Annotated in this window: 6 protein-coding genes; all 6 read left to right on the forward strand. The window is 37.5% G+C overall.

Annotated elements, in window-relative coordinates; translation table 11 throughout:
- The first annotated feature begins 99 nt into the window (after positions 1-99).
- The 6 genes from H5125_RS13275 to H5125_RS13300 all read left to right on the forward strand — a co-directional run bounded on the left by H5125_RS13275 (position 100) and on the right by H5125_RS13300 (position 16,850).
- Positions 100-2,778, forward strand: a complete 2,679-nt coding sequence (locus H5125_RS13275) for an AAA family ATPase (protein WP_259395462.1) — start codon at positions 100-102, stop codon at positions 2,776-2,778.
- Between the two features lies 1 nt (position 2,779).
- Positions 2,780-4,165, forward strand: coding sequence for an McrC family protein (locus H5125_RS13280; protein WP_182744475.1), 1,386 nt, complete (start codon positions 2,780-2,782; stop codon positions 4,163-4,165).
- Between the two features lie 27 nt (positions 4,166-4,192).
- Positions 4,193-6,823, forward strand: coding sequence for a UvrD-helicase domain-containing protein (locus H5125_RS13285; protein WP_182744476.1), 2,631 nt, complete (start codon positions 4,193-4,195; stop codon positions 6,821-6,823).
- Between the two features lie 201 nt (positions 6,824-7,024).
- A complete protein-coding gene (locus H5125_RS13290; RefSeq protein WP_182744477.1) occupies positions 7,025-7,186 on the forward strand; it encodes a hypothetical protein in 162 nt (53 codons plus the stop codon).
- A gap of 62 nt (positions 7,187-7,248) precedes the next feature.
- Positions 7,249-10,644, forward strand: coding sequence for an STY4851/ECs_5259 family protein (locus H5125_RS13295; protein WP_182744478.1), 3,396 nt, complete (start codon positions 7,249-7,251; stop codon positions 10,642-10,644).
- A 14-nt stretch (positions 10,645-10,658) separates the two neighbouring features.
- Positions 10,659-16,850 carry a DEAD/DEAH box helicase gene (locus H5125_RS13300; RefSeq protein WP_182744479.1) on the forward strand — a complete coding sequence of 2,064 codons (6,192 nt, stop codon included), beginning with the start codon at positions 10,659-10,661 and terminating at the stop codon, positions 16,848-16,850.
- The last annotated feature ends 153 nt before the right edge of the window (positions 16,851-17,003 follow it).

Genomic DNA, 17,003 nt, shown 5'->3' on the forward strand with positions numbered 1-17,003 from the left:
AGAATAAAACTTGGCATTAACGATAAATGTTGATGCCAAGTGTTCAAAAAAGGCCTAGCTGTTACGAACTCTTTTTAGTGAATTGAATTGGATTTTTAAATGAGTATTACCGAAAAACAACATCTTTGGGATGCATTTTTGGCCCGTTGGCCGCTGGATAAACTGGCTGACTTAACCCTACAGCAATATGTGTCGGTTAACGATCAAGACACCTTTACCTACTGGCTAGAAACCAAAACTAGAGACTTAGGCTCGATTCAAGGTAATACCTCAGCAAAATTTGGTATTTATAAACGTGGCAGTGATGGCAAAGAGCAAAGTGGTATAGGGCATGGTGAGATATATAGCTGGCGAACTCGCTATGGGACTGATGAAAATAGTGTGTTTATTTATGTTAAAGATGCTTTGGTCACTATCGCAAATGCAGCTTATGAAGGTGATTTACAAACCATTGAAGCACTCGATTTTTCCCCATTAGTAAAATGGAAAATTGCTTTTTTATACCAAAATCAGCAAGCACCTGTGATGATCAATACTTTTTCAGGCCCTATGTTGCAGGTACTGACCGACAGTACAGCGAATACTCCATATCCAGAAATGTACCAAAAGCTTATTAACAACAAAGGCCAACGAAATTTATTAGAATATGGTAAAGCATGTTGGTCGGAAGCTATTAACAAAAAATCGTTAGCTGAACGTCAAAAGATATTAAATCATTTTACCCATATACCCGCTTTTAAAGCTGGATTATCACATTGGCCTGAAGAAACGATAACGGCTTTTTGTGAGGTAATTTCTCAAGCTAACTCACTGAATCTAGATGTGTTCATAACGGCAATGAAAAACGGAGGAATGATCCGTATCGGGCGCAAAGAACTAAGGCTAAAGAGTGCTAAAGAAGTGTTTGCAACCTTTGAGCCCAGATTGAACACAATAAAATGTGAACAGCGTTTTTTAAACCGTCCAGATTATTTATGTACAGATGTAAATAGTCATTTATCAAATTCTATTAGTCTCTCCGATGACTTGGTTGCCTTTAGCACCGAACATCCTATAGATAGAAAGCCATATTGGCCAAGTAGCTATGGTGATATTGATGATGGGCAAGAATTGATTAGTTTAGAAACCCAAGTGAAAGAACCTAAAGGGATTTATCAAATGCAAACATCGCCACTTAATCAAATATTTTACGGCCCTCCAGGTACAGGCAAAACTTACCATACAATTGAAGCCGCCGTTAAGGCTGCTGAACCTAAGTTTAAGTGGCACAACCGTGATGAATTAAAAACAGAGTATGACCGTTTAGTCGCTGCAAAACGGATTCGTTTTGTGACTTTCCATCAAAGCTATGGGTATGAAGAGTTTGTTGAGGGTTTAAAAGCCAAAACCACAGAAGACAAGTCGATAGAATATGTTGTTGAGAATGGCGCGTTTAAAAGTATCGCTGATGATGCTAAAAGCACTGCGTTCAGAAAGTCATTTGAAGTCAGCTCTGATGCCACTATTTGGAAAATATCAATTGACGGTACCGGTAAAAGTGAAGTATCTAACCATTGCCTTGCTAACAGTATTGCTGCTATCGGCTGGGGAAGTTCAGGCGATTTATTATCTGAAGAGTTAGATGATAATGAGTACTATCAAAAGTTAGGCCCTCAAGTAAAAAGTTCATTGTCGGAGTTTTCACAAAGAGCATCAGTTGGTGATTTGATTTTGTGTATTGGTAGCCAACGGACAGTTCAAGCGGTAGGCGTTATCTCGGGAAACTACCACTTTGAACCAAAGGGGACTTCAGTTTACTCAAGTTATTGTAATCAGCTGCCTATTAATTGGTTAGTAACTGATATTAATATAGATTTTCACGCGCTTAATGGCGGGGTTAATTTTACACAAAAAACGTTTTATGAGCTCTGGCGCTTTTCCGTTGCTGATGTATTTGAGCTTTTAAATACGCATGGTGTTCACATTAATTCGAAAGAATCTGAACAAAATAAGACTGAAAACTACGTTCTTATTATTGACGAAATCAATCGAGGTAATATTTCAAAAATCTTTGGAGAACTCATTACCTTAATTGAACCTTCTAAACGAACAGGTGAGGGACAAAAGGAATCGTTAACGTTGAACCTACCTTATTCTGGTAAGCCTTTTTCAGTACCTGATAACCTTTATATTATCGGTACCATGAATACTGCGGATCGATCGTTAGCTTTAATGGATACAGCTTTACGACGCCGTTTCGATTTTATTGAAATGATGCCAAATTATGACGTTTTTAGTGAACATGGCTTGCTTAACGTTGACGGTGTGCAAGTTGATCTAGCTGAATTACTAAAAACCATGAATCAGCGTATCGAAGTACTTTATGATCGTGAGCATATGCTCGGTCATGCCTTTTTCATTCCTGTAGTTGAGTTGATTACAGCCAAAAATCATTCTCAAGCGCTTATTGAATTGAAAAACGTGTTCAAAAATAAAGTGCTGCCGTTATTGCAAGAATACTTCTTTGAAGATTGGAACCGTATTCGTTTAGTACTTGGTGATAGCAAGAAATCAAAATCTGATTGGTTAGTGCAAATCAGCGAGCAAAGCTTTAACGATATTTTTGGTTCAGATCATGGGTTAGGTAATTTTGATACTGCACCTAAAACTTATCAAATTGCTTCTTTTGATGATCATTCAATTTGGGATAAGCCGGAGACTTATCAAGCCATCTACTCTGTTAAAAAAACACCAGATACTGCAGATGAGACCAATACACTAGAAAGCCGTGAAGATTAATATGGATAAAAGCATCACTGTTTTTGAGTATGGTTATTTAGCTGATGAGGCTGATAAAAAAGAGTCTAAGCGAATAAATTGGATTTCTTCGGCTGCTTTTAAGTATTTGAAGCAACTTTGCTTGTGTACTGAATCTGAAAGTAGCTTTGTTAGGCTAAAGATGATTGATAGCACCGAGGTGTTACAGACACAAAACTATGCTGGCGTGATATTAACGCCAGATGGAACGCAAATAGAAATTTTACCAAAAATCGGTAAAGCGGCATATCAACAGCAAACCGAAGCGGCAGAAGAACAATCGAGAGAATCATTACTGGTGATGCTGGCATGCTTGGGCGATTTTCGACACCTAAAAACTGAAACTGCTGATATTAAGCAGCAAAAAATGCCTTTGCTAGAGATATTTATTAGCCAATTTTTAGCCTCTGTTAATCATTTAATTAAGCGGGGGATTCGGAGTGATTATGCCCAGCGGGAAGATAATTTACTTTTCCTTAAAGGTAAGCTGCAAGTTGGCAAGCAGCTAAAGCACAATTTGGTCAATAAGCATAAATTCCATGTCGAATTTGAGGAGTTTCTTGCTGATAGGCCAGAAAATCGCGTTATTCATAGTGCTCTTCATTGTGTTAAAAAACTCAGTCGCAGTATGGCTAATCAACGCTTCCAGCAAGAACTTGCCTTTACCTTTGCTGACATACCAGTAAGTAAAGATCATCATCAAGACTTTCAGCGTCAACGAATCGATAGAGGCATGGCACATTATGAGACGCCATTAGCGTGGGCAAAACTCATTTTAAATGCCTTTTCGCCGCTGACTATGAAAGGAAGTCATTCCGCCACGTCGTTACTGTTCCCAATGGAGGCAGTATTTGAGTCTTATGTCGCTTCTCAACTACATCTATTTGTTAATACTGGTTATCAGGTTAAGTCACAAATAAGTTCATCAAAATTGGTTAAGCATGTTGATAAAGATTGGTTTCAGCTTAAGCCTGATTTACTCATTCATGATGCAGGTAAGTCGGTTTGCGTGCTTGATACAAAATGGAAGACTTTAGATGTATCTAAAGCCAATGGCACTGATAAGTATGGTTTATCCCAAGCAGATATCTATCAAATGTTTGCTTATGGTCACAACTACCTAAGTGGTGAAGGTGATATGTTTTTAATATTCCCATACCAAAATAACTTTGATTGCCCGGTGGTTGAACCTTTTATATTCACAGACATAAACGGAAAGGAAACAAATTTACGCTTATGGCTGGTGCCGTTTCAAATATTACCCACTAAAGGCAAATTGATGTTATCGGCGAAAGCTAATTCAGCTCCGATGAACACTATTTTTACGCCTGATGTATTTTCACTGCCTTTTATAAGTACTCAGGGGTGAGTATGTTGAAATTGTTTGGAGTCTATATTGCAGCTTAAACCAGCAAAACTTGTGCTTTTTTGGCGTCGCTTAATGGGTATAAGCCAGCAAGTTGATGTGAGTAGTACCCATATCAACATTATCAATAATGGTACAAAGGTTGAGTTATCTTTAGCTGATTTGTATCAATTGAACATAAAAAAAACATGGTTTTCTTCTCGTTTAGAGTTAGCGGTTAAAGACTCTCCGACTATTGTTTTAAAAGGTTACAACAGCAAAAGCATTAAGTCATTCAGTGTGTATGTGGTGAATACATTACTAACGTTAATGGCTTCAAGTGAACGTTGGCAACAATTTGCACAAGCTCTTGAGGTACATAAAAAAGCTGAAGTCTATCTGTCGAGTGTTGAATGGAAACCCATTGCTGAAATGTATCAACTAGCTTGTCAGTTTTCTGCATTAGGAATTAATCCTGAAGCGTTATCAAACCCGTTACATCAACAGGTTTTAAAACAAGCTCAATTGTTATCAGCAAAGATTGTAAGTGAACTTGGCCGTCAATTACATAACCAACAAGTTGTTCCAAAATTACTCAGTAAATATGGTGAGTTTTTTGACAACATTGAAAAATTACCACTCACGGCTAATCAGCGTTTAGCTTGTGTAACTAACGACGATCATAATTTAGTGATTGCGGGTGCTGGAACCGGAAAAACTGCAACATTAGTGGGTAAAGCTGGATTTTTAGTTGAAGCGAATATTGCAAAAGCTAATAATGTTTTGCTGTTAGCTTTTGGTAATAAAGCGGCTTTAGAAATGAATCAACGTATACAAGATCGGTTGCCTTCAATTGCAGAAGATTTTAAAGCCAGTACATTTCACGCTTTGGGAAATATGATTTTAGCTAATCACTTTGGTTACAAAAAAGCCGTTACACCGTTTGTTGAGCAACCTTTCTTATATAGCCAATTTATCAATCAACAACTCACTGATTTAGCAAATGAAGATGTTGAATACAAAGCATTGTTAGTCAATTATTTTTTAAGTTTAGCAACACCCGCTAAATCAGAGTTAGATTTTGACAGTATTGAGCAATATCAAGAGTTTTTATCAAGTTGTCGCCTTATTACGCTAAAGGGCGAATGGGTTAAAAGTGTCGGTGAGCTACGTATTGCTAACTTTTTAACCCTTAATGGGGTCGACTATGAATATGAAGCAAATTACTTGCACGACACCCGCACCGTAGCTCGTCGTCAGTATCAACCCGACTTTTATTTACCTAAATCCGGTCTGTATATTGAATATTTAGGGTTAAATGAACGAAACGAAACCGCTCCCTTTGTCGATCAAATAGCTTATCTTGAAAGCCTTGAATGGAAACGAAATTTACATTTAAGTAAAGGGACGCAATTGGCAGAGTTGTATTCATATCAGCTCATGAAAGGAGTTTTACCATTTGCATTAAAAACGGTTCTTAGTAAACATGACGTTAACCTCATACCGATTGAACTTGATGTGATTTTTAATCAATTACGCGAAGAAAACACTAACCAATGGAAAGGTTTTATAGAACTTATTCAACGCTTTTTAGGTTTATTTAAAGACGGTAGTTTTACTATTGAGAGTTTCAGAAGTGGGTTAAATTCTCAGGTTTGTGATATTGAACGGACCCAAGCATTTGTAAGCTTGTTTGAACCTGTTTATAACGCTTATCAAACACATTTAAACCAAACTGAAACGGTTGATTTTAGCGATATGATTGCTGAAGCAATCGATATTATAGAGTCAGGCCATTTTCATCATCCTTATACCCATATTTTAGTCGATGAATTTCAAGATATTTCTGTCGGTAGGGCTAGGTTGCTTAAAGCATTGTTGTTATCAAAACCGAATATGCGTTTGTTTGCTGTAGGTGATGACTGGCAGTCAATCTACCGTTTTAATGGTGCTGATATAGCGTTATTTACAGAATTTAACAAAACGTTCTCACCTTCAACAGCTGTCCCTCTAGATAAAACATTCCGCTTTAACGATAAGTTGCACAGTGTTAGCAGTCGTTTTGTTTCAACCAATCCTAAACAAATCCAAAAGCAAATCCATACTCATACTTCGGTTAGCTCGCCAGCTCTGAGATTAGTTGATATTAAAAATCAGTTACCCATTAGCAGCGCGCTTTCGATGAAAGATCAAAAAGAACAAGCTTATATTGATACCTTGTATAGGTCGTTAAGTACGTTCAATCGTCAGGCAAACCGAAAGCAAAAAAAGATGTCAGTGTTGATTATCGGTCGTTATCGTCAGGAAAACACTAGAGTATTGGTTGGAGTTAACTTCAGTACTTGGGGGTTTACGTCATTAGATATTGTTTATGTTACAGCTCATGCAAGTAAGGGATTAGAAGCTGATTACGTAGTGCTTTTTGGTATCGATACTGGGAGTTTTCCTTCTTCACGTGAAAATGATGAACTTATCGATTTAGTATTACCAATTAAAGAAGATTATTTATACGCAGAAGAGCGAAGGCTATTTTATGTTGCGCTAACGCGGGCAAAGCATTTTGTATATGTTCTTTTTGATTCTGATCAGGCAAGCCCATTCTTAACCGAAATTAATCAATATGGTCGTCATTTTATTGATAATAAATTAGCAAAAACATTCGATAAATGGCCATGTACTTAATGCGATACTGGTGTCTTACGTCCCATTTCATCTCGTTATAATAAGATTTTTTATAAATGTTCACTATCACCAGCTTGTGACGTGATGCTCAATAGCTGTAAACATTGCAATGCTCCACTTAAAAGCGACGTTAATGGTTTTAGGCACTGCCTGGGATGTGGCGAAATTGAGCTTGGTTGTTTGCGGTGTGGAATTGGCACTATGGTTGCCAGGTGTGAAAATGATCCGAAAAGAGAAACCTTTTACGGTTGTAATCGATTTAAAAAAGGTGCTGATGACTCTTGTGGTGAGAATATTCGAGTAGAAGCATATGAACAACGAATTATTTCTGCAAAAAGTAAAATCGACACCAATTATTTTTAATAATGAACATCATGAATAAATAGTAAATATTCGTAGCTAAACGGTAAGCATTAAGGGATGAAATGAAAACAGTTAAGCAATGTATAGTAGATATATTAGCCTCACGCGATTTAGTCAGTGTGTCTGGCGATCCTTTGTATAGTTACAAGTTATCAGATATAGAGTTCCAAGGTTTGTATCAGTCGCTATCAACTAGCTTAGACGCCCATAGTATTTCAGCATTTATCCCTAACGGATTGAGTTCTAGTTGGAGTGGGGCATTTGTACTTTATGCAGCCGAATGGTGGAGAAACAAATTCAATGGAGGTCATTGGAGTTGGGAGCCCATTTTTAGTTCACTTAATGTACCTGAGAACGATATTAACCCGAATCAGCGTAATCAATTAATTGCTGAGGGATTTCGTTTTTGGCGCAGGCCTTTATTACGCAATGGCCAAGGTAGAATGTTTCTGGGCTCAGTTGCCATTGAGGGGGGCTTACCTTTAAAATTAATTACTGACCCTAACAGCAAGCTTTCACATTACTTTGAACAAGTGATAAAAGATTTTGGAACATTCAGCTTATCCAGTCCTAATTCTGTAGCCATTGCTGAGGCTCATGATCATTACATAGCAGCGTCTTTCCGGACTGAAGCCGTTTACTCTATTGTTGGGCAAATAGCAGAAGCCATCTATCAATTGACCGAGCAATATAGCCTAGATGAACAACAAGACCCATTGTCATATTTGGATAGCATTGCGCCTAACTGGCTTGAGGTTTTACCCCTTAATATTGATACCACTATCGCTAAAGGTTTACTTGATAGTGCATTAGGGCAGGCGATTGCTGTTCAGCGTCGTCTACCTACTAGCATTCGTTTAGTGAGAAAATTAGTTAAAAAGTTTGACCATCATGCTTATGTGACTAATGAACCAAACTCGTTAAAACATCAATGGTCATATCAACTTTCAATTTCCCTACGCTCTAAACTTAATGCCCAGTTCATTGCTCAACTGTTTAGTATGCAAGTTTTACCTGAGCGCTTCAGTTTATTCGCTTTAGGTAAAAAACCATTACTCTTGGCTAAGGCATTCAAGCCTAAAAATAACCCAGAGCTTTATTTGCTCGATGTATTAACCACAGATTTACCGGAAGATTGGTTCGATTGTGAAATCCAGTTAATGCTCCGTAATGACACAGAAAGTAGTTGGTATGCTCCATTATTAGGTGGCAGTGCACTAGATAGTGATGAACCTTGGGTGTTTACCGAAAATGGTGGCGATTGGATTCTTGCTGGTGCGGGGAACTTTAGTAGTGAAGCGACGACCGCTGTCATTGCTTTACCCAATATAAAGACTACGAATGATTTTTTTGATAAAGACACATCTTATTATATTGAAAATGCTGATCCATTCGGTGAAGTCGACCACGATACATCTCGGACTTTATTGAAGATCAGTCAGTTAGGTTCTTTCATCTTTAATGATTATGAAGTGTTTTTGGGAAAGGAAGATAAGGGCCAATATGAGTTTGTATGGCAAGGCGAAGAACTTCCATTTCTAACGGTACCAAGTAAATGTTATCTAGGTAAACCCAAGCTATCGGCAATATCAGCACAAGGTTTACAGGTCATTCCTAATGAAAAACTCCGTTGGCATGATGTTAGCCGCGATCAGTGGCTGTCGATAGATACTTTGCCATTAGGTCAAAGTGTAGTTGCCTATTTTGCTAATGGTAAATCAAAAAAGCGCTTTAAATTAGCTAGCTTACCTCAAGATTTTAAGATTGAGTTTGTATCTGGTGATAAGCTTAATTGTGGTAAAGTTATTATTTCATCTTCTCGGCCTCCTATGGTCGCTGTTGATTTATCAGATAATGAATCATTACATTATCAAGTTATTCAAGATTCAAACTCAATTACTGTCGAGTTGTTTAGTTCTCAAGCTCAACCACCCGCTTTATTTTCACTGTGCTTATGGTGGCAAGAAAAAGCGAAAGCAATATCAATTACATTACCTTTTCCGAGTAAAGGTGTTTGTTTACTTGATAACAGGCAACAGCTGGTTAAAAAGAATAGTAATTTGTTGATTGATAAGCTGAATAATTATGAATTATATGGCTACGGTATTGAAGGCAAAATTCGTATTATTTTTACCTTAAATGCGTCTGATATCCGCGGTGCTTTTAGTCGTAGTGCCTATTTTAGTAAAGAACTTTCTTCGATTGAAGCGTTATCAAGTGGTTTATCTTTATCTACGTTTCGAGCAGATATCCAAGCACTTTTTGCATTGTCAGACAATTTAGATGCAACTTTGAATGTAACAATTATCAATTTTGGTCGTGAGTTATTTAGCTTTAAGTTATCGGCTTATATTTATGCTCTTGTGCCAGAGCGTGAAATCGGTTGTATAAAATTTATAGGTGAAGAGTGTCACTCTCCTGTTGATTTACTGATGATCCCTTTAGATCGGCCTGCTCAAATGCCGCTTGAATTACTCCCAGAATTATCAATAGCGAGTTCAGAGCGTAGATGGATATTTCCTGATTCAGAGGTTGAGGCCGGTGCTTGGTTAGTTTTTTGTGAGACTCGACATTTAGGTATAAGACCACTTATGTGGAGTAAAGATTTACAATTATTGCCAGATGCTCGTAATGGTTTTGAGCTTGCGGCAAGTATTGGACAACGTTACAAGCGCATACAAGCATTTACAGATGTGGCCAAAGAACTATCGGCTGATTACGCACGCCCTGAATGGGAGAATGTTAGAACGTTATTGAAATTTGAACACGTGCCATTTACCACATTTGATTTATGGCGTGGTGCCACGAAGTCACCTGAATTCATGCTAGCGCTATTACTTAAATCAAATAACAATGAAGTGGAACGAGTTTGGAGCTTGGCGAGTGAATTCCCAATGCTTTGGTATACATTGAAATTAGACTCCAGTATTAAAGTTCTAATGGCATTTTACCAACATTTACTTGAGCGTTTGGGCGATGATATGGAAGATGTTGCACAAGATAGAGTTCAGAAAAAATTGTCAGAACTGGTATCTTTTTTCCCTGGCTTTGAGCCTTTTTATAATTTGTTGCTCTTTAAAATTGGCTCTGTTAATCAAAAGCCATCTTTAACTTTAGCAGACTACAGAAGTGATCTTGATAATAGCCGAAAGACTCTCTCTCAACGTAATGTTGATTCTGAATGGCCTACTATTTTTGCAGAAGAAATTTTTAAATCTGTAATATCTAAAGTAAATCCTCAACTCATCAACCAATGTTTGGTTGATGAAGGGGGTTATAAAAATAATGTCATGAATGCCTCTGTGTTACTGGCTTTAGCTAGTTGTGGTCAAGCCGCGTTATTAATAACGCCTGAAGTGATACATGCCATGCGTGAATATCGTCGCTTTGATATTGAGTATTTTGATGACAGTTTTGCTTTAACACAAAAAATGATTATTGGATTAACCAAGGTCTAACCCTAGGAAAGAGTATGGAATACTTCGAGTCTATTATTGATCAACTGACTAAACGCGCTGCTAGAGCTACATTAGGTCAATTTGGTTTACGTTCTAAATCACTTCGTGAATTTTTATGGCAATCTTTTTCAAAAGCGCCGGGTAATGACGGCGCGTTCCTTGGTGATCCTGTTTTTGAAGCCACTTTTGGTTGGAAACCACATAACCAGACTATGCAAGATTTAGCTGGAAATTTGCTTGAAACTCAAATTGTTCATGCAATGGCAAATCCACCTAAAGAATTAAAAGAAGATTACTTATTTGATGCCAAATGGCACCCATATGCTCATCAATATGAAGCATGGCAACACTTATTAAAAGATGAACCACGCTCCGTGATTGTAAGTAGCGGTACAGGCTCTGGTAAAACTGAATGTTTTTTAGTTCCTATATTGAATGATATTGCTAAAAGAAAAAGTAAGGCTGATGGTGTGGAAGCACTCTTTTTATATCCATTAAATGCCTTAATTAATAGCCAAAAAGATCGATTGACTGCATGGACTCAAGAACTTGGATCAAATGTTAAGTTTTGTCTATATAACGGTGAAACTAAAGAAAGTATTCCTGCATCGAAACAACGTTTGTTTCCTAATCAACAGTTATCAAGAAAGACATTAAGAGACGATCCAGCACAAATATTAGTCACTAATGCGACCATGTTGGAATATATGCTTGTTCGCCAACAAGATGAGCCCATTTTAACCAAATCTAAAGGCAAACTACGTTGGATTGTATTAGATGAAGCTCATACCTATATTGGTTCTCAAGCCGCCGAGTTATCTTTGTTATTGAGACGAGTTATGCATGGCTTTGGAGTATTACCAGAGTCTGTGCGCTTTGTTGCTACTTCTGCAACGATAGGTGGCAAAGATTCCGATAATGAACTAAAAGCATTCCTTGCCGATGTTGCAGGCATCGATGTATCGCAAGTTTATTTGGTGAAAGGTGACCGTGAGATAACTAATTTGTCTAATTTGGTGGCTCCTGGTTCAATGGATTTACAATACATCAAAAATTCCTCTGCTAATGAACGTTATAGCTTATTAGAATCTATCGTTCCCTTAAGAACCCTTCGCCAACATCTGTGTATAAAAGATAACCGACTTTCGCTTAAAGAAATTTGTAGGATTCTATCTGGAACTGCTGAGCCAATATCCGAGAAATTAGCTCTACAATGGTTAGATGTTTGTGCCTCAACATTGGGGCCTGATGGCCAAGCTTTCATTCCATTTAGATTACATTTATTTCATCGAGTATCAGGTGGTTTGTGGGCTTGTTCAAATTCAAGTTGTACGATGAAACGTGGAACGGAATTAGATGTTATTGATTGGCGTTTCGGCATGGTTTACATGTCTAGGCGTGAGGTATGCGAATGTGGTTCTCCGATATTTGAAATGACAAGTTGTAATGGTTGCGGTACGAGTTTGTTGTTAGCTGATGAGGCTATCGAGAAAGAAACGGGTAATAGCATACTGTCGCTCACGAAACCTAATTCCAAGATAGATGATTTTGCTTTGGATATTGATCCTGATGACGCTGATTCATTCAATGAAGGCGATATTGAAGATGATGATATTCATGAACGTACCTGCATCATAGCGGATCAATCATATGATGAAACAGGAGAGTATTGGTTAAACAATAATAGTGTTCTAAAAACTGTTGTTCATGACGCTGCATTTAAAATTCATCGTGTAGAAGGTTATAGTAAATCTGGAGGTGGTGTGGCACTTCGCTGTCCTTGCTGTCAACACACAAAAATTCAGAATTTTGATTTTTATCGCCATTTCCGTAATGGCGCACCATTTATGTTATCAACAGTGATTCCTACGCTACTTGAGTTTTGTCAGGATGGAAAGAAAGAACAATTAACGGGTCCTTGGAATGGTCGACGTATGATTACATTCACCGATAGTAGACAAGGAACCGCTAGATTTGCAGCAAAATCACAACAGGATTCTGAAAGGCAGTTTTTACGTTCAGCATTATTCCATTTGGTTGCAGATAGAACCCTCAAAAGCGGTCAGCTTTCAGCTGATACTGAACAAAAACTTGAAAACTATAAATCTCGTCTTGCTTCATTTATTGAAGATAACGATGAAGACATGATAGAAGTGATGGAAGAGAAAATTGCTGCATTATGCAGTGAAGTTGACATTACTCTTATATGGTCAGATGTTGAGTGTGAATTAGCTAAAGAAAAAGAACTTCAGTATTGGATTAAAGATTCTTACCATCGTTTTGATGAAAATATGAGCATGGTCAAAGATCCAATTTTATTAGCAAGACTGTTACTTTTACGAGAGTTTAATAGCCGCCCTAAACGCCAAAATACCTTGGAAACCCTTGGATTAATTAGGATGGAATATCCAGCCCTGAAAGATAAAGGCAATACGGCACCAAATGATTGGTATTCATTATTTGATGACAAAGATAAAGCAAAGAAAGATTGGGTTAACTTTCTAACACTATGTCTTAATTTTCATGTACGAACTATTAAAGCGATTTCTTTATCGGATGAGCAAAAACGTTGGATTGGGGCCAAATTTAATCCTGGTTTACTTATTTCCCCGATGACAGATAGCCATTTTAAGCATGTACAAAGCTGGCCTCAAGTTCGTAATGGTGTTGTTCAACCGAGATTAGTGAGGTTGTTGGCAACGGCATTCAATCTGGATCTCACTGACTTAAATGATAAAACGACAATAAATGTTATTTTGCAAGATGCATGGAATGTGTTGCAGTTAAATGTTCTCACTGCAAGTGGTGATGGTTATAGACTTGAACTTGAGCATAAAGTGAGTTTTAGTCTAATTAAGGATAAATGGCAGTGTCCACATACTCAAAAAATAATAGATACACCTTTAGAGCAAATAACGCCTTATTTGAATGTTAAAGGCAACCGTCAAGACCAGATTTGTCGTTTGTTAGAAGCACCTATTTTCCCATATCCGTATGCTCGAAGACTAGAAGACGGAACTCCTGTTTCGATAGCCGAAATTAGAGCTTGGCAAGAACAAGATGAAATCATCAAACTTCGAAAAGAAAATGCATGGTCGGACATTTCAGATCGCATTGTAGAGAGAACACCATACTTTAGAGTTGCGGAGCATTCAGCACAGCTACCTGGAAGTTTACTTCGTGATTATGAAGACAAATTTAAAAAAGGGTTTATCAATGTCTTAAGTTGTTCGACAACTATGGAGATGGGGGTTGATATTGGCGGTATAAGCGTTGTCGCGATGAACAATGCTCCACCAAACCCAGCAAATTATCTACAAAGAGCTGGACGAGCAGGTCGACGCGGTGAAACAAAATCTATTGCATTAACACTTTGTAAGAATACACCTCATGGTGAACACGTTTTTGGGCAAACACGTTGGGCATTTGATACGCCAATTCATGTCCCTAATGTGTCATTGTCGAGTGATTATATTGTTAAGCGACATATTAACGCATTGCTTTTGTCTGTATTTTTACGGAAAAAAGCAATTAGCGAAAATAGTCTGCGTCTTAATTGCGGCAATTTTTTCCTTTCTGCACATGAAAATTGTGCCTCACAAGCTGAATTATTCGTTGACTGGTGTTTAACCCATTCGTTAGAAATTGTTGAGGTAGGTTTAGATTCTTTGTTAAAAAGAACAGGCTTACAAACCACATCTAAAATAAGTCTAGTTATGGATGTGGCTAAACAAATGAAGATCATCATTAAAAAATGGCGTGATGAATATCATATTTTAACAGAGCAAAGTGAATCAATAAAAAGTGATACAAATAGAATATCGACAGCACAAGCAGCTGTAGAGACTCAAATTCAAAGATTAGAGGGAGAGTACTTACTTTCAGAGTTAGCTCGAAAAGGTTTTTTACCCGGTTACGGCTTCCCAACGGATGTTGTATCGCTTAATAACGATAATATTGAATCTTTAATAAAACGTAAGAAACAAATTCAAGCTATTAAAGAGGCTAAGTCCGCTAGAGATACCACTTTAGAACATAGGATCGATAATCCTTATAGTGCTCGAGATTATCCATCTAGAGATTTATCTGTTGCTATTAGAGATTACGCACCAGGCAGTGAAGTTGTACTAGATGGATGTGTTTATCGGTCTGATGGTGTCATTTTAAATTGGCATAGTCCTGCAACAGCTGACCAAGTAAACGAGATCCAGTCTTTGATGTGGGCATGGCGATGTCAAGGATGTGGTGCCAGTGGTACAAAGAGCCTTATGCCGCAAGAGTGTTCAGTTTGCAATGATGCATTGAAGCAAGAAAGCTATCATAGATATATTCAGCCAGGTAGTTTTGCTGTTGATATACGTAATAAACCCCATAATGATATTTCTCGATTGATTCATATTCCATTTCAAGATCCATGGGTTACGGTTGAGAAAGCTCAATGGGAAGATTTGAGTGTTAATCCTAGTGCTACTTATCGTTCGAGCCATGATGGTCATGTCTATTATCACAGCAGCGGATTATCAAGTTCTGGATATGCATTGTGCTTGGAATGTGGTCGTATGGAACCAATGCCTGACAATAAGGATATCTCCCCATATAAAGTCCTAGAAAACCATACAAGATTGCGTGGCGGTAAAGGAGATATTGAGCGAGAAAGTGAAAAGTTCTGTGGGGGTAATGAGCGAGATTTTTCAATTAAAGGACCAATTAAATTAGGGCATAGTACTCGAACTGATATTTTTGAATTAGTCTTGTTTAATAGCGATGGCACTGTTCTTAATAACCGCACCATAGCTAGAACATTATCTGTGTTACTAAGAAATGAGCTATCTGAAAAGTTAGGTATAAATAATAGTGAGATTGGTTGTACGATAAAACCTATCAAGTTCAAAGGCAGTGAAGCCCAAGCTATTGTGCTTTACGATTCAGCTGCCGGTGGCGCTGGTTTTTCCATTAAGGCATCTGAGTATATTGTTGATCTATTACAATTAGCCAAGAATAAAGCAACCAGTTGCCATTGCGATAAAGCCTGTCATCGTTGTCTAGTTGATTACTCTACTCAACACGCCTTAGAGTTATTGGATCGGCACGTTATTGGATCATTTCTTGATGGTGATTTCTTTCAACGGTTATCACTCCCAGATGAATATAAATACTTTGATAAAGACAATAGATTGGAACTTTTACCGATCAGCTTAGCCGTTGACCATCATTGTTCACATGATAAAAACTCTGATATCAATTTTTATTTATACAAGCAGGATTTAGATGACTTAAGTCAATGGCCACTAATCAACACTCTATATGACCGGGTAAAAGAGCAAAGGATCACTATCGTGTTGCCTTATGACATTAGCGATCTGACTATTGAACATCGAATTACGCTTTCATGGTTTGCACATCATCCAAGTATCACGATTAAAAAAATAGACTCTAGTAAACAAGCTAATGGTAAAAAGATTGTTGAAGTGATCGATGGAGATAGTGTTAGAGGTTGGTGTTTCTCAGATAGCGATCCACAGTACTTGATAACTGGAATTAATCATTCAACTGAACCATTCACTTTGTTTGAATTAGAAATGCTCGATTCAAATGAAAAAATTGGTGTTATATCAGTTTCAACAGAACTAAACGGAACTGTTAAAGAATTTGGGGCATTATTTTGGACAAAGATGTTTAAAGAGTCCTCCGTGCTCTTAAATAAAATGCAGACGAATAAAGTTAAGTCTATTGAATATTGCGACCGATACCTTGCGGCTCCATTACCTGTGAGTATTTGCCTAAATGTGATCAATGCGTTGTTAACTTATTACCCTAATAGCACAGCTAAAATCAGGACTGGTAGTTTAAAATATTCTTCTGATTTACCTCAATCCATAATGGATAATTGGAATTGTGATGCTGCCAGAAAGGAAGATATTGAAGAATGCATTCAGTTGAGTGGGACAAAGATTGAGTTTTTAACTGAATCTAAATATCACCTACCTCATGCAAGAAGTTTAAACCTTACACTTGATGATGATTCAATTGTTAAGATTTGGCTTGACCAAGGCTTCGGTTATTGGTTTGCAAATAAAATGGACCGCAATAATCGTTACCAGCAGTACTCATCCTCAACTGACTGTGCTCAAGCGATTTTGGATGGTGATTGGACCATAAAAACAGGGCAGTTTCCCACATTAATATTTTTCTCAATAGAGAATTAACTAGCATTAAAAATTTGAATCCATAGAGCATAGAGAGTTGGTTACTATTGTTCTATGGATCATTGGTAATCTAAGGTTGGTGATAAAAATTATAAATAAGTAAGAACACTTACCATTACGAGTGGTGTGATTTCTATAAAGAGTTATTAATCA

It is taken from the genome of Shewanella sp. SR44-4, assembly GCF_014163715.1.
Classification (GTDB): domain Bacteria; phylum Pseudomonadota; class Gammaproteobacteria; order Enterobacterales; family Shewanellaceae; genus Shewanella.